Here is a 21,678-nt window from a genome sequence, read left to right as displayed (position 1 = left end):
CGCACCGCACCGCACCGCACCGCACCGCACCGCACCGCACCGCACCGCACCGCACCGCACCGCACCGCACCGCACCGCACCGCACCGCACCGCACCGGGAGAGTTGAGTACGCGTGCGCATGACAGCGCCGCCCGCCGCCACGAGACTCAACCCATGCGTACGCGGATCATGATCGTTCTTGCCGGGGTGGGTCTGGGCGGCCTGCTGTTGACCAGCGGCTGCGGCTACCGGGAGAGCATCTGCAGCAGTGGCGAGTACCCGGCGATCGCGGTGGGCGGGCAGGGCGGCAGCGCCTGCTTCCCCGACAACCAGGAGCCGACCGCACCGTACGTCCGCTACCCGCAGGGCAAGGTCCCGCAGCACGTCGACGACGAGTGGGACGTCTACTGGCGCGACCACGGCATCGACGCGAACGGCACCATCATCGAGCGCTGACCGGGCCGGCCGGTCACCGAGCGGTGACCCGGTCGGCCCATCATCGAGCGGTGGCCGGGCCGGCCCATCATCGAGCGGTGGCCGGATCAGCCGGTCATCGAGCGCTGACCGGGCCGGCCGGTCACCGAGCGGTAACCCCGGTCGCCGGTCATCGGGCGGTGACCCGGTCGGCCCACTACCGCGCGGTGGCCGGGTGGACCGTCATCGATCGGGGGCCGGGTCGACCCCCGCCCGGCCACCGCTTCGACCGGGGAAGACCAGCCGAAACGACGAGGCCCGCGAGCCAGCTCACCGCCGGCCCGTCGCCGGCCGTTAACCCGCTGGTCGACCTGCGCTCGGTCGCGCCTGCCAGCCTCCGTCCGAATCGAAACGTTCGGAGGAGCAGTGACAGCGACAAGAGTGTTCGCCTCGACGGTGGTGGCCGGCCTGGCACTGGCCACCCTGACCGCCCCCGGCAGCGCAGTCGCGGCCCCGGGTCACACCGCCCCCGGCAGTGCGGTCGCCGCGCCGGACCACACCGCCCCGGGCAGTACGGCGGCCAGCCAGGGTTACCCGGACCGGAAGCTCAACTTCGACCGCACCGCCACCTACCCGGTGTTCCAGAACCGGCCGACCGGCGAGGACCCGGCCACCGCGACGGTGGCTGAGATCTCCGCGGTCAGCCCGAACGGCCGTACCCTGGTCTACACCGACGCGGCGGCCCGGCGGATCGGCTTCCTCGACATCGGCCGGCCGGACCAGCCGCGCGGCCTCGGCACCCTCTCCCTGGCGCAGCTCGGCGACGCCGAGGACGAGCCGACCTCGGTGGCGATCGTCGGCCGGTGGGTGCTGGTGGTGGTGAACACCAGCACCGGTTACACCACCCCCTCCGGCCGCCTCGACGTGATCGAACTGGCCACCCGGCAGCGGGTACGCAGCATCGACCTCGGCGGGCAGCCCGATTCCATCGCGATCAGCCACGACGAGCGGTACGCGGCGATCGCCATCGAGAACGAGCGGGACGAGGACGCCACCCCGCCCGGCGGCAGGAAGGGTGACCTACCGCAGGCGCCCGCAGGTTTCGTCCAGCTCATCGACCTCGACGGGAAGACGACGCCGCAGCGGTGGAAGCTGCGTACCGTCGCACTGACCGCCCCGGACGGCCTGGCGCTGCCGGTGCTGGCCGCCGCCGGGATCACCGAGCCCACCGACCCGGAACCCGAGTACGTCTCGATCAACGGGCGTAACCAGCTCGCGGTCACCCTCCAGGAGAACAACGGCGTCGTGCTGGTGGACGTGCCCACCGGCCGGATCACCCGGGCCTTCAGCGCCGGCACCGCCTCGGTCAGCGGCATCGACACGGTCAAGGACGGCCGGGTCGACCTGACCGGGTCGATCACCGACGTCCCCCGCGAGCCGGACGCGGTGGCCTGGGTCAACGACCGTTACCTGGCCACCGCCAACGAGGGCGACTGGCGGGGCGGCACCCGGGGTTGGTCCATCTACGACAGCCGGACCGGTCAGGTGGCCTGGGACGCCGGCAACACCTTCGAACGCCTCGCGGTCCGCTACGGGTTGCACAACAACGACCGGGCCGCCAAGAAGGGCACCGAGCCGGAGGGCGTGGCGATCGCCGAGTACCACGGCGTGCGGTACGCGTTCGTCGGCTCGGAACGGAGCAACTTCGTCGCCGTCTACGACCTCACCCGGCCCACCGCCCCGGTGCTGCGCCAGGTGCTGCCCACCACCAACGGCCCGGAGGGGCTGCTCCCCATCCCCGGCCGTGGCCTGCTCGCGGTGTCCAGCGAGACCGACGACGCCTCGGTGGGTGTCCGCGCCTCGGTGTCGCTCTACCGGTTGGGTGCGGACAAGCCGGGCTTCCCGAGCATCGTCTCGGCCGACGACGCGTCGGGTGCGCCGATCGGCTGGGGGGCGCTGGGCGCGCTGTCCGCCGTACCCGGCCGGCCGCAGCAGCTCTACAGCGTCACCGACGCCGCGTACACCCCGACCCGGATCCTGACCGTCGACACCCGACGCTCGCCGGCGGTGATCACCGACGCGACCACCGTGACCGACGCCGCCGGCAAGCCGATCGGGTACGACGCGGAGGGCATCGTCGCCCGGCCGCAGGGCGGTTTCTGGCTCGCCGTCGAGGGGGCCAAGGGCAGCGAGAACAGGCTGGTCCGGTTGACCGGCGACGGGCGTACCCAGCAGATCGTGCCACTGCCGGCGGAGGTCGCCGCCGGGCTGGGCAAGCAGGGCTTCGAGGGGGTCACCGCCAGCACCGGCCGCGACGGCCGGGAGATCGTCTGGGCGGTGCTCCAGCGGGAGGTCGCCACCGACCCGGCCGGCGTCGTCCGGATCGGCCGGTACGACGTGTCCGCTGACAGTTGGAGCTGGTTCGGCTACCGGCTGGAGAGCACCACCGTCCCCGGTGACTGGATCGGGCTCTCCGAGGTCACCGTGGTCGGTGACCGGCTCGCCGTGATCGAGCGGGACAAGCTCAACGGCCCGGCCGCCGCCGTCAAGCGGATCTACACGGTGCCGCTGCCGACCGGTCCGGCCGCCACCGGCCCGCTGACCGTGCTGCCCAAGACGCTCGCCGTGGACGTGCTGCCGGCGCTGCGGGCCACCGACGGCTGGACCCAGGAGAAGCTGGAGGGGCTGACCGTCGGCGGCGACGGTCAGGTGTACGCGATCACCGACAACGACGGCGTGTTGGATGCCACCGGGGAGACCGTGCTGCTGCGGCTCGGCACGTACCGGAAGGTCTTCGGCAGCCGCTGAGCGACGCCACGGCCCGGCCGCCCGCTCCCCCGGGTCGGCCGGGCCGTGGCGCGACCGACCCGGCGGCCCGTGGGCTGCCGGCGACGGCTCAGCGCCTCGCCCGGACCGCCGGCAGTTCGGGGCCACCGTCCAGCAGGGGCGCGAGCAGGTCGCCGGCCTTCTCGACCCGCCGCAGCACCTCCCCTGCGGTGTACGGCTTCGCCGAAGGCCGTTTCCCCGCCGCCCCCGCCTCGACCTCGTCCCAGGTCAGCGGGGTGGACACCGCCGGCACCGCCTGCGCCCGCAGCGAGTACGGCGCGACTGTCGTCTTCGCCGCGTTGTTCTGACTCCAGTCGATGAAGACCTTGCCGGGCCGCAGGTTCTTCGCCATCCGCGACACGACCAGTTTCGGGTGTGCCTGCTCCAACTCCTGGGCGATCCGTTTCGCGTAGTCGGAGACGACATCGGCGTCCTGGGTGGCGCTGATCGGGCAGCAGAGCTGCATGCCCTTCTTGCCGGAGGTCTTCGGGTAGGCCGTCACCCCGTCGAGGGCGAGCCGGTCGCGCAGCAGGACGGCCACCCGGCAGCACTGCGACAGCCCCGCCGGCGGGCCGGGGTCGAGGTCGACGACCATCAGGTCCGGGTGGGTGCCGATCCGCCACTGCGGGGTGTGCAGTTCGAGGGCGGCGAGATTGGCCAGCCAGACCAGGGTGGGCAGGTCGTCGGCGACCACGTAGTCGATGGTCTCCCGGCCCTTGCTCGACCCGGGCACGGGCAGCGTCTCGGTGCGTACCCAGGTGGGGGTGGCGGCGGGGGCGTTCTTCTCGAAGAACGAGCCACCGGTGACGCCGTTGGGGAAGCGGATCCTGGTCAGCGCCCGGTCGGCCAGGTGCGGCAGCAGCACCGGGGCGATCCGGGTGTAGTAGTCGATCACCTCACCCTTGGTGAAACCGGCCTCCGGAAAGAGCACCTTGTCCAGGTTGGACAGGTCCAACGCCCGGCCGTCGACCTCGACCTTCACCCGCTCAGGCATCCTCCACCTCCCCGGGCGGCTTGTCGGGGCGCAGCCGCAGCACCCGGGGGAACCGCAGCCGCCCGTCCGGGGTGCGCTGGCCGTACTTGACCTCCACCACGATGAGGGGGGTTACCCAGATCGCCCCCCGGGCATCCTCGCGCGGCACGTCCCCGCCGAACGGCGACCCGTCGGCGCGCAGCGGTTCGAGTTCGCGCAGCAGCTCCCGTTCCAGGGCCGCACCGATCCCACCGCCGACCCGCCCCCGGTAGGTGAGCCGCCCGTCCGGGCCGGGCACCCCGACCAGCAGCCCGCCGATCTTCCGCGCGCCGGGCCGCCAGCCGCCGACCACGAAGTCGCCGGTCACCTCCAGTTTGACCTTCACCCAGTCCGGCGAGCGCACCCCGGGCCGGTAGACCGAGTCGGCCCGCTTGGCCAGCACCCCCTCCAGGCCGTGTTCCCCGGCCGCCTGGTAGGTGGCGGCACCGTCGGTGAAGCAGGGTGGCACCGCCCACCGGGCCGCCCCCAGCCCCAGGCCGTCGAGCGCCGCCCGCCGTTCGTGGTACGGCCACCCGGTGAGGTCCTCGCCCCGCAACCGCAACACGTCGAAGATCATGTAGGTGACCGGGATGGTGGCCGCCAGCCGGGCCGCCTTCGCCCGGTCCCGCACGTGCATCCGCTCGGCGAGGGCGGTGAACGAGGGCTGCCCGGCCGGGTCGAAGAGGACCACCTCACCGTCGAGCAGCGCGTCGTCGACCTGCTCGGCCAGGGTCACCAGCTCCGGGTACGCGGCGGTGATCTCCACACCGGAGCGGGCGTACAGGTGCGGGTGGCCGCCGACCAGGTCGGCGAGCGCGCGTACCCCGTCCCACTTGAACTCGTACGCCCAGCCGGCACCCACCGGGAGCGGCCCGGTCGTCGCGAGCATCGGCTTCAACGGCGCGCCGGGCACCTGTCCGACTGTAGTTGCGCACGGAAGCGCGTGCGGCGGCTTCGATCGTTTGCGATCCTGGTCAGATCGGGGAGAGGAGCAGGGGATGCGGGCGATCTGGAAAGGAGCGGTGTCGTTCGGGCTGGTCTCGATCGGGGTGAAGCTCTACTCGGCCACCGAGGAGAAGGACATCCGGTTCCACCAGGTGCACCGCGACGACGGCGGCCGGATCCGCTACAAGCGCACCTGCTCGGTCTGCGGCGAGGAGGTCAGCTACGACGACATCGCCAAGGGGTACGACCTGGGCGGCGGCGAGCTGGTGATCCTGACCGACGCCGACTTCGCCGACCTGCCGTTGACCAGTTCCCGGGCGATCGACGTGCTGGAGTTCGTCCCCGCCGAGCAGGTCGACCCGATCCTCTACAACAAGGCGTACTTCCTGGAGCCCGAGGGGACCGCCACCAAGCCGTACGTGCTGCTGCGGGACGCGCTGGCCGACTCGGAGCGGGTGGCGATCGTCAAGGTGGCGCTGCGCCAGCGGGAACAGTTGGCCACCCTGCGGGTCCGCGACGGGGTGCTGCTGCTCAACACGATGCTCTGGCCCGACGAGGTGCGTACCCCCGACTTCGGTTTCCTCGATGAGGACCTGAAGGTCCGCCCGCCGGAGCTGGCGATGGCCGCCTCGCTGATCGACTCGATGGCCGGGGAGTTCCAGCCGGACGCCTTCACCGACGACTACCGGGCGGCGTTACAGGAGGTCATCGACGCCAAGGTGGAGGGCCGTGAGGTGGTCCAGCCGGCGGAGGAGGAGGCCGCGCCGGCCGCCGCGGTGGACCTGATGGCGGCGTTGAAGGCGTCCGTCGAGCGGGCCCGGGTCGCCCGGGGCGAGACGCCGTCCGGCGGGGCGGGCGAGCCGACGCCGATCTCGTCGGCCCGGTCGGCCAAGCGGGCGTCGAAGGCCCAGCCGGCGAAGACCCCGACGGCGAAGGCGGCGAAGGCCCAGACGGCGAAGGCGGAACCGGCGAAGAAGACCCCGGCCCGGAAGGCCCCGGCGCAGAAAGCGGAACCGGCGAAGAGAACCGCCGAGAAGAAGACCGCCAAGGCCGCCGCGAAGAAGACCGCCGAGAAGAAGACCACCAGGGCCCCCGCGAAGCAGGCCGCCGAGAAGAAGGCCGCCCCGCGCAGGAGCGCCTGACCGGGCGGGTTCCGACGCCGTCGGGGCAGGTCCGGCGTTGCCCCGGCGCGACGGCGGACCGTCCGCCGGGGCCCACCCCCGGCGGTCAGCCCATGCCGAGCTTCTGGGTGGGGGTGATCCGGACGATCACCCGCTCCTCGCCCGGCCGCCGGAACGGGTAGGTGTCCTGCCCGAGGTACTTCTTGGCCAGCCGGTCGATGTGCGCGTCGGCGCCCTCGGTGACGAACTCGGCGGTGCCCCTCACCCAGAGGGTGCGGAAGTCGTCGGCCCGGTCGACCACCGAGATCGCGACCACGGGGTTCCGGGCGATGTTGTGGTATTTCTGCCGCCCCAGGGCGGTGTTGAACAGGATGTGCTCGCCGTCGACGTCCACCCAGACCGGGGTGACGTGCGGCGTGCCGTCCGCCTCGATGGTCGCCACGTGGGCGAGTTGCGGCTCGGAGAGCAGAGCCCGGTCGTCGTCGGTGAGGATCGCCATGGTCGAGAACCTACCGCCGCCCGGCGTCCGGCACCCGCGAAGAGAGGGAGGAAACCGGAGGCCCCGGCCCGTTCGGGGACACGGCGGGCAGGCGACGGCCCACCCACGGCATCGACCCGGGTACCGTGTGCGCTGGCCACGGCACCGGGTCGCCGGGCCGGCCACCCCACATCAGCAGGGAGTCGAGGACGTGAGCGAGCGTACGGAGAACCGTTCGGCGGGCCAGGGCCAGGGCTCGGAGACGAAGGCACAGCGGCGGCTCGCCGCCCAGTTGGCGGCGCAGAAGGCCGCCGAGGCGCGCAAGCGCCGGCAGGCGTGGTTGGGTGCCGTGGCCGGCGTCGCCGTCATCGCGGTGATCGTCGGGGTGTTCGTGGTGGTGCGCAACGGCGAGAAGGAGGACCCGAAGCCGGCTGCCGCTCCCGTCGGCTGCGCGGGTGACTTCCCCAAGCTGCCCGAGGGTGCCGACCAGGCGCTCTGCACGAAGCCGCAGGCCACCAAGGGCGAGGGTGAGCTGACCGGGCTGAAGGCGACCCCGTTGATCCGGGGCACCGGCCCGGCCGCGCAGGCCGGCCAGCAGATCACCGTGAACTACGTGGGTGTGTCGTACAAGACCGGTGAGGAGTTCGACGCCTCCTGGAAGCGGTCCGAGCCGTTCACCTTCGGCCTCGGCCAGGGCAACGTCATCCCGGGCTGGGACCAGGGCATGCAGGGCCAGACCGTGGGCAGCCGGGTGCAGCTCGACATCCCCGCCGACCTGGCGTACGGCGACAAGCCGCAGCGCCCGGGTGCGCCCTCCGGCCCGCTGCGGTTCATCGTCGACGTGCTGGCGGTGCAGTAGACCACAGGGGTCTTCCGGCCCGACACCTACGGGCAGTAGGTTCGGGGTCACCGTGGGCGGCCGACCCGCGCCACGGTGACCCCCACCGACCCGGAGGTGCGCGTGCAGGCGCTGGACGTTCCCGGGCGGACCGCCCGGGTGATGTGGACGCACGTCGAACCCCTGCATGCGATCACCTACTTCCATCCCCGGGCCCGCGCCGCCCACGAGGCGATCGGGCTGCGCGGTTACTGGCGGGGCTACTTCGCCGGCCGGGCCGCCCCGCTGGGCCCGGTCGACGCCGCCCCGGTGATCGCCGCTTTCTTCACCTTCGCCCCGCCCATGGTGAGCCGTGCGCTGCCGGCGGTGTGGCAGCTGGCCTCCCCCGAGGAGGCGTTGCGCGCCCGGCTCACCGGTGCCGTGCAGGCGCTGGCCGAACTCACCTACGAGCTGCCCGAGGCGCACCTGGCCGAGGCGGCGGAGCTGCTGGAGGCGGCGGCTGTCGGGGCGGACACCGCCGGCCGGGTGCTCGGTGCGGCCAACGCCGCCCTGCCCCGGGGCGACTATCCGCTGGCCCGGCTCTGGCAGGCCGCCACCACGCTGCGGGAGCACCGGGGCGACGGGCACGTGGCCGCCCTGGTCGCCGCCGGTCTCGACCCGGTCGAGACGTTGGCCTTCCGGGTGGCCGGGGGCATGCCGGCGGAGCACCTGCTCGGCCGGGGTTGGACGCCGCAGCAGTGGGTGCAGGCCCGGGGCCGGCTGGTCGACCGGGGTTGGCTGACCGGCGACGGCGAGACCACCGAGGAGGGGCGGGCCGGCTTCCAGGCCGTGGAGGACGCCACGGACGTCGCCGCCGCCCGACCCTGGCAGGCCCTTGGGCCGGACGGCACCGGGCGGCTGCGGGAGTTGCTCGTCCCCGTCGCCCGCGCCTGTCACACGGTCATCCCTACGGACAGCCCCATCGGGCTGCCCGCTCTGCACCCCTGACCGCGCCCCGCTCTGCACCCCTGACCGCGCCGGCCCGGCTGCCGGGGCGGTCGCGGTCGACCACGCCGGTCCGGGCTGGTCGCGACCCCTCCCGCTCCGCCCGTCGCGATATTGACACACCTATTAACCTCAGGATGACCGCGACGTCGGGAGCGCTCCCACGTCGAGGTGGAGAGCCGTCCCCTAGTCCCCGTGGCACCGCCACGGGCCCCCACTCTCCAGGTCGGCTGCCGGTCGCCGCCAGCCCCATCGACCACCGCAACGACGACCGTCGTGCGGGCCGGCCCCCGTGCGCCGCAGCCTGCCCGGTCGCGAAAGGTAGGAACGTGCGACGTACGAAGACCGACCAGTGGACCCAGGAACTGCGCGACGTGCGAGACCCCGCCGAACTGTTCGGTGGAAGCGCCCAGACGGCGGTTCTCCGCCTGCTCACCATGGCGGGCAAGGTTCCCTTCCGGTCCGCCTTCGACGGGCTGACCCTGCGTGAGCAGGCATTCGTCCGGCACCTGCTCGGCCGGCAGCAGCTGCGCCTGACCCCACCCGGCGACGACGTGTCGCCCGCCCGGTTCGTGCTGTCCCACTCGACGCTCGGCAAGCTGACCGTGCACGAACCGGCCCGGGGTGACCTGCCGACCGAGGAGGTCGTGGCCGAGATCGCGCTGCCCGACTGGATGACCGAGATGCTCGACGAGGAGTGCCTGGCGGCCGAGGCCGAGGAGGAGCACCAGCGCCACGAGCTGGACCAGCTGCTGCACACCTGGCACGCCGACGGCAGCCTGCCGCAACGGCTCGAAGAGGTCATCGACTGGGTCGAACGCGTCGAGACGGTGCTGATCTACGTGCAGCGTCGGGTGTTCTCCCGCTCCGACTCCGGTTCCAGCACCCTGATCCGCGACGGCGTGCTGCCCGCGCTGCGGGACCGCGCCCCGGCCGACTGGAGCCCGGAGGAGCGGCTGTTCGTGTCGGCGATCCAGTTGCTGTTCCGCACCGGCCGGGCGGTGCGGTTCGAGGAGTTCAACGGCCGCCAGCTCAGCGCGGTCAGCCTGCGGCGGGTGCTCACCACCCGCTGTGCGACGTACCTGCGGGCGCTCGGCGAGCCGGTCACCGGGCAGGTGAGCACGGCGACCCTGACCGAGCTGGCCGTCCTCGCCGGTGACCTGGTGGAACTCGTCGACGGCGGCGACCACATGCGCTACCGGCGGGTCAACGGGCTGACCTACGCCAAGGACGAGTACCTGCTGCCGTGGGCGCAGGACCAGCGCCGTCAGGACGAGCTGCCGCAGACGCTTCGTACCCTCAGCGGCCTCCTGACCGAGCAGGTCGACGACGGGGACGCCCCCACCTGGGTACGGGACGCCACCGCCGCCGCGCTGCGTACCGCCCACCGCGGTGGTGACCGGCACGAGCTGACCCGGATCCTGGAGGGCATCGTGCTGGGCGCGGTCGTCGATGCCCACGCCGACTACGGCATGTCCAGCGGCATCCGGGACCTGTCCCGGCTGAGCGGGCCGGCCGGGCAGTACGGCGAGGAGGTGGCCGGCCTGAAGAAGCCGGACTTCTTCTGCTGCGTGCTGCCCAGCCCGCAGATGGCCGCCGACCTGCCCGGCGACGCCGTCACCGACATCCTGTGGCAGGTCGCCCAGCGGATGATGTACAACCGTTGGCACTTCGTGCCCGGCAACTTCGACCGGGTCGAGGTGCCCCGGCAACGGCACTACTTCTTCCCGCCGCTGGTGCCCGACATCGGCGAGTGGGGCGACCTGCGCCACGGTGGTCACAGCACCGCCCGCGTCCGCTACACCCTGCGCGCCCCCGGTGCGGCGATGTGGAAGCAGCCGCTCACCGTCGCCGGTCGACAGTACCGGGGCGCGTTCGACATCCGGCTGGTACGCATGGACGGGCCACCGTTCACCCTGGACGAACTGCGGATCGCCTCCCGGTACTCCGCCCTGGTCGACGTGTTCTGGCGGGAGATCGCCGGCTACGCCGAGGCCCACGACGGTTGGACCCCGACGATCGCCTCGTTCGACGCCGACTGGTACGCGAAGCACACCTGGCACGAGCCGGTGGAGCGGCTGGTCGCGAGCACCCAGACGGTCGGCGGGCGCGCGTGAGCATCCACCCGCACCACGTCGTCGTCAACGACGAGGACCAGCATTCCCTGTGGCCGACGGACCGGCCCGTGCCCGACGGTTGGACGACGGTCTTCACCGCGTCGACCGAGGCGTGCCTGGCGTACGTCGCCGAGCACTGGACCGACCTGCGGCCCGCGTCGCTGCGTACCGCCGATGGGTTCTCCTCCCCCGACGGGCGGCGGGGTCCGGCCACGGTGGACACCGCGCGGTCGGTCGCCACCGGGCCGCGCCGTCCGATCGACCAGGTCCCGTTGCACGTGCTCGTCGACGAGGCGCTCGCGGCCGACCCGGGGCGGGTCGCGGTGCGCTTCGCAGGTGTCGAGGTCACCGCGGGTGACCTGCTGGCCCGGGTCCGGCACACCGCCCGGGTGCTGCGGGCCCACGGTGCGGGTCCGGAGACGCCGGTCGCGGTGCTGCTGCCCCGCTCGGTGGACGCGGTGGTGGCGATCCTCGGGGTGCTGGCCGCTGGGTCGGCGTACCTGCCGCTGTCCGTCCACGATCCGGCGGACCGGCGGACCCGGATCCTGGCGGACGCGGGTGACCCGGTGCTGCTGACCGGGCCGGGGCACCGGGGCCTGGTGCCCGCCGGCTACCCGGCGGCCGTGCTCGACGTGTCGGCGTTGCCCGACGCGCCCGGCGGCGACGACGGTGACGGTGGCTGCCGGGTGGAGAACCTGGCGTTCATCATGTACACCTCCGGCACCAGCGGCGCACCCAAGGGTGTCCTCGGCACCCACCGCCAGCTGGTCAACTATGTGCGCTGGTGCGCCGAGGAGTTCGCGTTCCAGCCGCAGGAGCGGGCGGTGCTGCACGCCCCGCTGTACTTCGTCGGGTCGGTGATGACCCTGTTCACCGCCCTCGTCGCGGGCTGGGAGCTGGAGGTCGCCCCGGAGCCGGTCGCCTTCGACGACCTGATCGCGTTGACCGGTGTCGCACCGTGCGGGTTCCTGAAACTCACCCCGTCGCACGTACGGGCGATGACCGCCCTCGGTGGCGTCGACGACGTCGCCCGTCAGATCATGATCGGCAGTGAGCCGCTGTACCTGACCCCCGAGTTCGACAGGTGGATCAGCAACAGCCCGAAGTCGGGCTTCGGCAACCACTACGGCATGAGCGAGACCGTCGGCGCCACCTGGTACTGGATCGGCACGGACCGTACGGTCGGCCGACGACTGCCGGTCGGTGCGCCCATCCCCAACGCCGAGGTGCACATCCTCGACGAGCAGGGCCTCCCCGTGCCGCCGGGTGGGACCGGCGAGATCTGCCTCGGCGGGGCCGTCATCGGCCGTGGCTACCACGGTCAGCCGGTGCTGACCGCCCAACGGTGGATCCCCCACCCGGCGGGCGGCGGAGCCCGGCTGCTGCGCACCGGTGACCTCGGCCGGTTGGGTCCCGACGGGGTGTTGGACGTGCTCGGCCGCGCCGACCGGCAGGTGAAGATCCGTGGCCAGCGGGTCGAGCCGCCGGCGGTCGAGGACGCGCTGCGCCGGTGCCCCGGTGTCGCCGAGGCGGTGGTGATCGTCGAACCCGACGGCCACGACCTGCACCTGGTCGCCTACCTGCGGTCCGAGGCGGAGCCACGACCCACCGAGGCGCAGTTGCGCGCCCACGCCGCCGGGTTGCTGCCGGAGGCGTCCGTCCCGAGCCGGTTCCGCTACGTCACGCAGTACCCGCTCACCCCGAACGGCAAGGTCGACACCCGTCTGCTGCCCACCACCGCGACGGTACGACCCGCACTGAGCACCACGTACGTCGCGCCGTCCGGAAAGTTGCAGACGGCGGTGGCGGCGGTGATCGCCGGGGTGCTGCGGGTGGACCGGCTGGGGGTCGACGACGACTTCTTCGAGCTGGGCGGCGACTCCATGCAGGTCGTCGAGGTGGTCACCCGGCTCGACGAGGAGCTGGGCCTGCCGGTGGGTATCGCCGACCTGTTCGACCGCCGTACGGTGCGCGCCCTGGCCGCCGCGTTGGACGGCCCCGGCACCCCGACGGTCGGCACCCCGACGGTCGGGGCCGTGGAGCCGGCGGATCAGGCGGCCCCGACCGGGGTCGGGCAGCCGGTCGCCCCGGACACGGCGATCCAGGCGCGGTTCGCCGGAGCGCCCACCGCCTCCGCACCGCTGACCTGGGGTCAGGTGGCGATGTACCGGCCCATGCAGTGGTTCGGGGAGGCCAGCAAGGACTTCAACATCAGGCGGGTGCTGCGGTTGACCGCCCCGGCCCCGGCCGAGCGGGTGACCGCGGCCTGGTCGGAGCTGGTGCTGCGGCACCAGGTGCTGCGGACCCTGATGACCGACGACGGCGACGGCCCCCGCCAGCACCTGCGCGCCGACGGGACGTACCCGCCGCTGGTGCGGGACACCACCGCCGACGCGCTGCCGCAGGCCGCCGACGACGCCGCCGCCGAGCTGGCCGGCGCCGCGTTCCAACTGGACCGGGAGTGGCCGGTGCGGTGGGCGCTGCTGCGGGTCGACGGGCTGGTCGAGGCCGTCGCCGTGGCCGCGTCGCACGTGTCGCTGGACGCCTGGTCGCTGGAGTTGCTGCTGGCCGAGCTGCGCACCCTGGTCGACGGGGAACGTGCCCTGCCCGCACCGGGCTGGCAGCCGTTGGACCAGGCCGGCTACGAGGCTTCGCCCGCCGGGCAGCGCCGGGCCCGCCAGTCACTGGCGTACTGGCGGGCCCGGTTGCCTGCGGTGCCGCACCGGATCTTCGACGGGCCGGAACACGACGGGGGTGCGCTGCCGGTCGTCACCTGGCGGATGGAGTCGACCGCCGTGGCCGCTGCCGCCGCCACCCTGGCCGAGCGGACCGGCGCGTCGTCGTCCACGGTGGTGCTGACCGCCGCGCTGCTGGTCCAGGCGGCGCTGACCGGCCGGGACCGGGCCGTGGTGAAGCTCATCGCGGGCAACCGGAACACCCCCCGTCAGCGGCAGCTCGCCACCGGCATCGCCCAGAACGCGTTGCTGGTCTTCGACGTCGGCGACGGCGACGTCGAGGACGCGGTACGGCGCTGCTACCGCGACTCGACCGAGTCCTACTTCCACGCCACCTACCCGCCGGAGGCGTTGGACGACCTGATCGCGGCCGAGGGTGCCCAGGCCGACCTGTCGGTGTACTTCAACGACTCCCGGATGGGCCGGGACTTCGACCCGCCGGCGGATACGCCCAACCGTGCGGCGCTTGCGGAACTGGCCGCGCACACCACGGTGCGGCAGCTCACCGCCGTCGCCCGGCACGACATGACCTTCTTCCTCGCCATGCCCCACCTCGCCGGGGGCTGCGCGCTGCACCTGCTCGCCGACACCCGGCGCGTGCCCGCAGCCGCCTGCCTGCGGGCGCTGCGGGGCATCGAGACGTTGCTGTGCGAGGCGGTGCTGCGACCGGTGCCGGTCCGGGACGTCGCCGCGCTGTTGGACCTCGGTTGAACCGCCCCACCCCACCGCAAGGAGCCTCGATGACCGACCCGTACCCGCTGCTGCACCGGTTGGCCGCCGCCGACGACGACGCGCTCACCGGCACCCCGCTGCCGCCCGACGGTCGCTACCAGGTCGTCACCACCACCATCGACGAGGTCACCGCCCAGATCGTGCGTACCCTCCGGGACGGGTTCGCCGGCCGCAGCCCGGCCGACTTCCCGCTGCTGGTGCTCGGCTGGGGGCGCTGCCGGGTGGGTTCGACGGCGGTGACGAACCTGTTCGGCATGGCCCAGGCGGCGGCCTACTACCAGCCGGTCAAGACCATCGGCCGGTTCGCGCTCACCGGTGGTGAGGGTTCGCCGTGGAAGCTGCCCGACGGTGAGCCGGTGCTGTTCGCCAAGGAGATGGCCGGGCCGTACGTGCCGTTCGAGGCGTTGTTCAACCCGGCGCGTTGCCTGATCGAGGCGGGGTGGCCGGTCGACCGGCTGCGCCTGCTGGTGCTGGACCGTCAACCGCGCGCGTCGCTCGACTCGTGGATGGCCAAGTGGGTCGGCAAGATCGGCCGGGAGCGGGTGGTGCAGAACTTCATGTTAAGCACCCTCAACTACGCGCGGATGCGCCGGTACGCGGCGGCGGAGGGGCTGGCGGTGACGCACTTCCCGTACGAGTGCAGCCGGTTCCCGCAGGAGACGGTGTCGCGGTTGTTCACCCGCCTCGACATCGGTCACCTGTACCGGCCGGAGATGCTCACCGGTTGGGGTGCCGCCGGTGACCTCAACTCCGACCAGTCCAAAATCCACAATCCGGTCGAGCCGGAGCCGTACGTCGTGCCCGGCCTGCACGGCAACGCCGACGAGTACCGCTTCCGGGAGCGTCAGGTCACGGCCCTCACCGAGGCGGAGCTGGCCGTGGCGGACAGCCCCGAGGTGGTCGATTCCTACCAGCTCTCGGTGCGCGGCTGCGCCCAGGAGCTGGAGCTGCCCGCGGTGCTGCGGGACAAGGTCTTCGGCTGACCCGATGACCACCTCCACCACCGGCACCGGTCAGCAGTGGCGCGAGGCCGCAGCGGCCCGGCTGCGCATCGCCCGGCAGTTCCCCGCCGCCGGGCCCGGCTGGAGTGCCGTCGCGCTCGCGCTCAGCGTGTCCCGGGGGGTGCTGCCGGTCGTGTTCGCGATCGCCGTCAGCGTCACCGTGGGGCGGATCGGCCCGGTGCTGGCCGGCACCACCGCGCAGGCCGAGGTGTGGTGGCCGCTGGCCGCGGCCGGGGCGGCGTTGATCGCGCTGCAACTGGCCGAGGCGGCGCAGAAGGCCGTCGCCGAGCAGCTCGGTCGACGGGTCGACGGGCACATGTACCGGCGGCTCATCGCCGCGTCGCTGTCGACCCGGGAGATCACCCCGCTGGAGGACCCGGCGGTCCTGGACGAGTTGGGTGAGGCCGGGCACGAGCTGCGGTTCGCGTTCCGCACCCCCGGCGCGGCGTACGCCGGACTGATCGCGCTGGTCGGGCCGTACACCCAGGTCGTCGGGTTCACGGTGGTGGTCGCGGTGGTGCTGGGGCCGTGGGCGGCGCTGGCGATGCTGGTGGTGGTGCTGTTGTTCCGGCACGGCCAGCGGGGTGGGTTGCGCCGCTACGCCCGGGTCATCCGTGACGTGGCGGCGCTGCGCCGGGAGAGCCGTTACCTGCGTGGGCTGGCGATGGGTCCGGCCGCCGCGAAGGAGCTGCGTGTCTTCGGCCTGACCGGTTGGCTGACGGAGCGCTACCGGCAGGTCTACCGTCGGGTCCTGGCCCCGGTGTGGGCCGAGCGGCGGCGCATCTACCTGCGGCCCTACCTGCTCTACACGGCCGTCGGGTTGGCCGGCGTGGCCGCCGTGCTGGCGCTGGCCGGGGTACGCGCCGCCGACGGGGCGGTCGACCTGGCCGGGTTGGCGCTGGTGTTGCAGGCGGTGATGGCGCTGATCCGGCTGGGCGAGTTCTATCCCGACTCCGACACCCAGACCCAGTACGGCATGAACGCCGAGACCGCCGTCACGGCGTTCGAGCGGGCCATGGCCCGCTATGCCGAGCCACCCGACACCGGCCGGGCCGGGCCGCCCGCCACCACCGCCCCGGCGATCGACTTCACCGGGGTACGTTTCGGCTACCCCGGTGCGGCCCGCCCGGTGCTCGACGACCTGGACCTGCACATCCCCGCCGGGCAGTGCACCGCCCTGGTGGGGGCGAACGGGGCGGGCAAGACCACCCTGGTGAAGCTCCTGGCCCGGCTGTACTCGCCCGACGCCGGCACGGTGCGCGCCGACGGTGCCGACATCGCCGACCTGCCGGCGCGGGACTGGCAACGCCGGATCGCCGTGGTGTTCCAGGACTTCGTGCGCTACGAGCTCTCCGCCGCCGCCAACATCGGCTTCGGTGCCGTCGAGCACCTCGACGACCGGGCCGGGGTACGCCGCGCGGCGCAGGCGGCGGGGCTGCTCGACACCCTCGACGCGTTGCCGAACGGCCTGGACACGGTGTTGTCGCGGGCCTACGAGGGTGGTCTGGACCTGTCCGGCGGGCAGTGGCAGCGGATCGCCATCGCACGTGCCCTGTTCGCGCTCTACCACGGCAGCACCGTGCTCGTGCTCGACGAGCCCACGGCGGCGTTGGACGTCCGCGCCGAAGCCGAGTTCTTCGCCCGGTTCGCCGAGCTGACCCGGGGCCGGACGACGATCCTCATCTCGCACCGGCTGTCCAGCGTCCGGTTGGCCGACCGGATCGTCCTGCTCGACCAGGGCAAGGTCGTCGAGCAGGGCAGCCACGACGAGCTGATGGCGGCGGGTGGCCGGTACGCCGCCATGTTCACCCTCCAGGCGGAACGTTTCGCCGACGACGCCGACGACGCCGACAGCGGCCCGCAGACCGAGGTGGTGAGGTGAGCCGATGATGAGGTCGATCAGCGGGTTGATGCGGTTGTCGTGGCGGCAGGACCGCCGCAAGATGACCGTGGCGTTGGCGCTGATGGCGGGCAACGCGGTCGCGGTCCCGGCGGCGGCGGTGGCGCTGAAACACCTCACCAACGCGGCGGCGGCGGGTGACGCCGGGACGGCCGCCTGGTCGGGCCTGGCCGTCGCGGTGGCCGCGATCGCGGCGCTGACCTGCGCCCACTTCGCGCACATCGCGTACTTCGAGGTGTCCGAACTCAACGTGCTCAGCACCGACGAGCAGCTCGTCGAGATCAGCAACGGCACGCCGTACCTCGACCACCACGAGCGGCCCGACAGCGCCGACCGGATGGCCCTGGCCCAGGACGAGTTGCAGCGCATCGGCGAGGGGTTGCAGGCGCTGCTGACCGGCGGTTCGCTGGCGGTCAGCCTGTTGCTGACCACCGTGCTGCTCACCCTGGTCCACCCGGCGCTGGTGGCGTTGCCGCTGCTGGCCGCCCTGCCGGTGCTGGCGGGCCGGTGGGCGCAGGCCGCCGCCGACCGGGCCCGCGAGGAGAGCATCGTCGACACCCGGCAGGCCCGGCACCTGTTCGAGCTGACCACCGACGCGGCCTCGGCCAAGGAGCTGCGGCTGCTGGGCCTGGTCGAGCACCTGCAACAGCGTTACGCCGAGCACTGGCAGCGGGCCACCGCCCGGATCTGGCGGGGCGAGCTGACCGCCGGGTGGTGGCGTGCGGCCGGGCAGGCCGTGTTCGGCCTCGGCTACGTCGCCGCGCTGGTCCTGGTCGTCGGCGACGCGATCCGGGGCCACGCGGACGTCGGCGACGTGGTGCTGGCCATCCTGCTCGCCTCGCAGCTCAACCAGCAGGTGGCCGGTGCGGTGACGATCACGCAGCAGCTGGTGCGCAGCGGCCGGTCGCTGCGCCGGCTCGACGAGGTGCGGGAGCTGGTGCCGCAGCCGGTCCCGCCGCCCGGTGCGCCGGTCACCCCGCTGCGCCCGCCCGAGCGGCTGCTGGAGGGCATCCGGCTGCGCGGGGTCACCTTCGGCTATCCCGGCGCGGACGGGCCGGTGCTGCGCGACGTGGACCTGCTGCTGCCCGCCGGCAGCACGGTGGCGATCGTCGGCGAGAACGGCGCGGGCAAGACCACGCTGGTCAAGCTGCTCAACCGGTTCTACGAGCCCGACCGGGGCGCGATCCTGATCGACGGCGTCGACCTGCGCCACATCGACCTCGCCGCCTGGCGGGAGCGGACCACGGCCGCGTTCCAGGACTACGCCCGCCCGGAGCTGACCGCCCGGCTGGCCGTGGGCATCGGCGACCTGCCCCGGGCCACCGACGACGATGCGGTACGCACCGGCCTGGCCCGCGCGCACAGCGGCGTCGTCGACCGGCTGCCGTACGGGTTGGACACCCGCCTGGGTCGTAGTCACGCCGACGGTGGGGTGGACGCCTCCGGCGGGCAGTGGCAGCAGCTGGCGCTGGGCCGGGCGATGATGCGCGACGCCCCGCTGCTGATGGTGCTGGACGAGCCGGCGTCGGCGTTGGACGCCGAGGCCGAGCACCGGCTGTTCGCCCGGTTCACCGACGGCGCGGCCCGGGTCGCCGCCGACAGCGGCGGGGTGACGGTGTTCGTGTCGCACCGGCTCTCCACCGTCCGCAGCGCCGACCTGATCATCGTGATCGGCGACGGCGGGGTACGCGAGATGGGCACCCACGACGAGTTGATCCGCCTCGACGGGTTGTACGCCGCCCTCTACGCCACCCAGGCCACCGCCTACCGGTGACCCGCCCGCCCGTTCAGGGCCTCACCTTCGATCCGGACCGCCGCTGTCGCCCGACCGGCACGGGGGCGGTCCGGCGGTGGACGACCAGCCCCGCCGGCTGCACGAAGATCGACCGTCGGGCCACCGCGTCGCCCTTGTCGTCCAGTTGGTAGACGTCGAGCCAGCACCAGCCGTCGTAGGTGATCCAGCCGAGCACCCGGATGACCCGGCACCGGATGGGCTTGCCGAACTGCACGCTGGCGGCCCGGCTCACCTCGATCAGGTCACCCGCAGCAGGCAGCGGCGCTCTCATCGCCGCCAACCGAAAACGCTGCGGTACCTGCGCCACGCCCTGATCCGGGTGCGGGATGCCTCCAGCGCCGGGCAGAAGCCGCTGTCGGTGCACTTCCCGCACCGCCCGTAGCGGTGGCACTCCAGGCAGCGCCACGCCAGCTCCACCAGCAACGGCACCTCGCGCGTCACAGCCACCTCCCAGGCCTTGGATTCACTGCGGCACCCCGCCCCGCCGAGCCCAGCTCCACCAGGGCGGGGGCACCGCGTCACCGATTCGACACCCCGAGCTACACCCCTGTCAATCCTGGCAGGCATGATTCTGCAGGACATAATTTTGCAGGACGCAGTTTGATCGGACATAATTACTCGCTACCAAATTGGGTAGACATGGCGATGCCTACCTTGTTTTGCATGGGTGAGCCAGAGGTGCCAGGGCCGCTCGTCGGCCCAGCAGAGATGTTGACCATGCTCGGCGTGGGGCGCTCCCGGCTGCGCCAGATCACCGCTCACCCAAAGTTCCCGCGCCCGTTCCAGACGCTGCAAGGCGGCTCTGTGTGGCTGCGGTCAGAAGTCGAGGCGTACATCCGGGACTACCGCCGCCCCAAGCCGCCAGCGGACGAGGACGAGCAGGGCTGACCGGGGGTCCACCACGCCGGCGGGCGCTGCTGGCACCGGGTGACCGGGGCCGGGCGGGGTCGGGGAGGATGGCGGGGTGACGGTGGATGCGGTGGTGTTCGACCTGGACGGCGTGATCGTGGACTCGGAGCCGGTCTGGGAGGAGGTGCGCCGGGCGTACGTGGCGGCGCGGGGCGGCACCTGGCAGCCCGACACCCAGCGGCGGCTGATGGGGATGAGCACCGGCGAGTGGGCCGAATACCTCAGCGGTGAGCTGGGCGTCGACCGCAGCGCCGAGCAGGTCGCCGTGGACGTGGTCGAGGAGATGGCCCGGCGGTACGCGGTGCGCGTACCGCTGATCGACGACGCCGACCTGGTGGTACGCCGGCTGGCCGCGCGGTGGCCGCTGGGGTTGGCCAGTTCCTCGCCGACCCGGCTGATCGGCGCGGCGCTGACCGCCGCGAACCTCACCGCTGAGTTCCGGGTGACCCTGTCGACCGAGCGGACCGCCCGGGGCAAGCCCGCACCCGACGTCTATCTCGCCGTCGCCGAACAGCTCGGGGTCGACCCGGCCCGGTGCGCCGCCGTGGAGGACTCGTCCAACGGGGTCCGCTCGGCCGCCGCCGCCGGGATGCGGGTGATCGCGGTGCCGCACGGGTCGTACCCGCTGGACCCGGACGCGGCGGAGCTGGCCGCCGTGGTGCTCTCCTCGGTGCACGATCTCACCCCCGAGGTGGTTGACCAGCTCGGCTGAACCGCCCCCGCGACCCGGCCGGTCCGCTTAGCGTCGGAACCATGAGAGCTGTGGTTTACCAGGGGCCGCACGAGGTGGCCGTCAACGAGGTCGAGGACCCGCGCATCGAGCACCCCGACGACGTGGTCGTGCAGATCACCACGACCGCGATCTGCGGTTCGGACCTGCACATGTACGAGGGGCGCACGCTCGCCGAACCGGGCATCGTCTTCGGCCACGAGAACATGGGCACGGTGGTCGAGGCCGGCACCGGGGTACGCGGGATCAAGGTCGGCGACCGGGTGTCGATGCCGTTCAACGTGGGGTGCGGGTTCTGCCGCAACTGCCGGGAACAGAAGACCGGCTTCTGCCTCACCGTCAACCCCGGCTTCGCCGGTGGCGCGTACGGCTACGTGGCGATGGGGCCGTACCGGGGTGGTCAGGCGGAGTACCTGCGGGTGCCGTTCGCCGACTTCAACTGCCTGAAGCTGCCACCCGGCACCGAGCACGAGAACGACTACGCGATGCTCGCCGACATCTTCCCCACCGGCTACCACGGGGTGGCGATGACCGGGCTGCGGCCCGGCGAGCGGATCACCGTGATGGGTGGCGGGCCGGTCGGGCTGATGGCCGCGTACTCGGCGGTCCTGATGGGTGCCGCCGAGGTGTTCCTGGTGGACCGGGTGCCGGACCGGCTGCGGCTGGCCGAGTCGATCGGGGCGACCCCGATCGACTTCTCGGCCGGGGACCCGGTGGCGCAGATCCTCGACCGGACCGACGGGGTGGGCACCGACCACGGCGTGGACGCGGTCGGCTACCAGGCCACCGGCGAGGGTGGCACGGAGCAGCCGGCATCGGTGCTGAACAGCCTGGTCGAGGTGGTCCGGGCGACCGGCGCGATCGGCGTGGTCGGGCTTTATCTGGCCAACGACCCGGGTGCGCCGGACGAGCACTCCGGCAAGGGCGAGCTGCTGTTCAAGATGGGCAAGCTCTTCGAGAAGGGCCTGCGGATGGGCACCGGGCAGGCCAACGTCAAGACCTACAACGAGTACCTGCGGAACCTGATCATGGCGGGACGGGCCACCCCGAGCTTCGTGGTGAGCAAGGAGTTGCCGCTGGACGCGGCACCGGACGCGTACCAACGTTTCGACCGTCGCGAGGCGGGCTACTCGAAGGTGGTGCTCAAACCGGCGGCCTGAG

18 protein-coding genes are annotated in these 21,678 nt (G+C 72.8%); 13 read left to right on the top strand and 5 right to left on the bottom strand.

Annotation, left to right across the window (positions count from 1 at the left end; all coding sequences use genetic code 11):
* Positions 1–154: 154 nt before the first annotated feature.
* Together AB0B63_RS25145 and AB0B63_RS25140 are read left to right on the top strand one after the other, a co-directional pair.
* Positions 155–436, top strand: coding sequence for a hypothetical protein (locus AB0B63_RS25145; protein WP_357022871.1), 282 nt, complete (start codon positions 155–157; stop codon positions 434–436).
* 384 nt (positions 437–820) lie between these two features.
* Positions 821–3,202 carry an esterase-like activity of phytase family protein gene (locus tag AB0B63_RS25140; RefSeq protein WP_357022868.1) on the top strand — a complete coding sequence of 794 codons (2,382 nt, stop codon included), beginning with the start codon at positions 821–823 and terminating at the stop codon, positions 3,200–3,202.
* A gap of 88 nt (positions 3,203–3,290) precedes the next feature.
* On the opposite strand, the gene ligD (AB0B63_RS25135) is transcribed toward AB0B63_RS25140, so the two are convergent.
* Positions 3,291–4,214 carry a non-homologous end-joining DNA ligase gene (gene ligD, locus AB0B63_RS25135; protein ID WP_357022865.1) on the bottom strand — a complete coding sequence of 308 codons (924 nt, stop codon included), beginning with the start codon at positions 4,212–4,214 and terminating at the stop codon, positions 3,291–3,293.
* Positions 4,207–5,145, bottom strand: a complete 939-nt coding sequence (gene ligD / locus AB0B63_RS25130) for a non-homologous end-joining DNA ligase (RefSeq protein WP_357022861.1) — start codon at positions 5,143–5,145, stop codon at positions 4,207–4,209. The genes ligD (AB0B63_RS25135) and ligD (AB0B63_RS25130) overlap by 8 nt, the downstream gene beginning before the upstream one ends.
* An 85-nt stretch (positions 5,146–5,230) precedes the next feature.
* Here ligD (AB0B63_RS25130) and AB0B63_RS25125 point away from each other — a divergent pair, with 85 nt between their 5' ends.
* The gene (locus AB0B63_RS25125) at positions 5,231–6,319 is read left to right on the top strand and encodes a Ku protein (protein WP_357022858.1); all 1,089 of its coding nucleotides are present in this window, start codon (positions 5,231–5,233) and stop codon (positions 6,317–6,319) included.
* An 85-nt stretch (positions 6,320–6,404) separates the two neighbouring features.
* Here the strand turns inward: AB0B63_RS25125 and AB0B63_RS25120 are convergent, their stop codons facing one another.
* A complete protein-coding gene (locus AB0B63_RS25120; protein WP_208565601.1) occupies positions 6,405–6,797 on the bottom strand; it encodes a PPOX class F420-dependent oxidoreductase in 393 nt (130 codons plus the stop codon).
* 190 nt (positions 6,798–6,987) lie between these two features.
* On the opposite strand from AB0B63_RS25120, the gene AB0B63_RS25115 reads away from it, so the two are divergent.
* From AB0B63_RS25115 to AB0B63_RS25085, 7 genes are all read left to right on the top strand, one after another.
* Positions 6,988–7,635: an FKBP-type peptidyl-prolyl cis-trans isomerase gene (locus AB0B63_RS25115; RefSeq protein WP_208565600.1), complete on the top strand. Its 648-nt coding sequence runs from the start codon at positions 6,988–6,990 to the stop codon at positions 7,633–7,635.
* Positions 7,636–7,776: 141 nt separating this feature from the next.
* Entirely contained in the window at positions 7,777–8,601 is an 825-nt protein-coding gene (locus AB0B63_RS25110; protein WP_208565843.1) for a hypothetical protein, read from the top strand.
* Between the two features lie 326 nt (positions 8,602–8,927).
* Positions 8,928–10,715: a hypothetical protein gene (locus tag AB0B63_RS25105; RefSeq protein ID WP_357022854.1), complete on the top strand. Its 1,788-nt coding sequence runs from the start codon at positions 8,928–8,930 to the stop codon at positions 10,713–10,715.
* Positions 10,712–14,161, top strand: coding sequence for an AMP-binding protein (locus AB0B63_RS25100; protein WP_357022851.1), 3,450 nt, complete (start codon positions 10,712–10,714; stop codon positions 14,159–14,161). The genes AB0B63_RS25105 and AB0B63_RS25100 overlap by 4 nt, the downstream gene beginning before the upstream one ends.
* Before the next feature lie 29 nt (positions 14,162–14,190).
* Entirely contained in the window at positions 14,191–15,165 is a 975-nt protein-coding gene (locus AB0B63_RS25095; protein WP_357022848.1) for a hypothetical protein, read from the top strand.
* A 4-nt stretch (positions 15,166–15,169) separates the two neighbouring features.
* Complete coding sequence (locus tag AB0B63_RS25090) at positions 15,170–17,065, top strand: ABC transporter ATP-binding protein (protein WP_357022845.1); 1,896 nt, start codon at positions 15,170–15,172, stop codon at positions 17,063–17,065.
* 4 nt (positions 17,066–17,069) lie between these two features.
* On the top strand, positions 17,070–18,857 hold the full coding sequence (locus tag AB0B63_RS25085; protein WP_208565595.1) for an ABC transporter ATP-binding protein: 1,788 nt from the start codon (positions 17,070–17,072) through the stop codon (positions 18,855–18,857).
* Between the two features lie 13 nt (positions 18,858–18,870).
* Here AB0B63_RS25085 and AB0B63_RS25080 read toward each other — a convergent pair whose 3' ends face one another.
* Both AB0B63_RS25080 and AB0B63_RS25075 read right to left on the bottom strand, forming a co-directional pair.
* On the bottom strand, positions 18,871–19,149 hold the full coding sequence (locus AB0B63_RS25080) for a hypothetical protein (protein WP_357022841.1): 279 nt from the start codon (positions 19,147–19,149) through the stop codon (positions 18,871–18,873).
* The gene (locus AB0B63_RS25075) at positions 19,146–19,319 is read right to left on the bottom strand and encodes a hypothetical protein (protein WP_357022838.1); all 174 of its coding nucleotides are present in this window, start codon (positions 19,317–19,319) and stop codon (positions 19,146–19,148) included. The genes AB0B63_RS25080 and AB0B63_RS25075 overlap by 4 nt, the downstream gene beginning before the upstream one ends.
* Positions 19,320–19,541: 222 nt before the next feature.
* On the opposite strand from AB0B63_RS25075, the gene AB0B63_RS25070 reads away from it, so the two are divergent.
* From AB0B63_RS25070 to AB0B63_RS25060, 3 genes are all read left to right on the top strand, one after another.
* Positions 19,542–19,766 carry a hypothetical protein gene (locus AB0B63_RS25070; RefSeq protein ID WP_208565842.1) on the top strand — a complete coding sequence of 75 codons (225 nt, stop codon included), beginning with the start codon at positions 19,542–19,544 and terminating at the stop codon, positions 19,764–19,766.
* A 76-nt stretch (positions 19,767–19,842) separates the two neighbouring features.
* Entirely contained in the window at positions 19,843–20,499 is a 657-nt protein-coding gene (locus AB0B63_RS25065) for an HAD family phosphatase (RefSeq protein WP_357022834.1), read from the top strand.
* Positions 20,500–20,540: 41 nt separating this feature from the next.
* A complete protein-coding gene (locus tag AB0B63_RS25060; protein WP_208565592.1) occupies positions 20,541–21,677 on the top strand; it encodes a glutathione-independent formaldehyde dehydrogenase in 1,137 nt (378 codons plus the stop codon).
* The last annotated feature ends 1 nt before the right edge of the window (position 21,678 follow it).

The sequence above is a fragment of the Micromonospora sp. NPDC049081 genome (genome assembly GCF_040648835.1).
Lineage (GTDB): Bacteria > Actinomycetota > Actinomycetes > Mycobacteriales > Micromonosporaceae > Micromonospora > Micromonospora antibiotica.
This window is presented reverse-complemented; position numbering and strand designations above follow the sequence as displayed.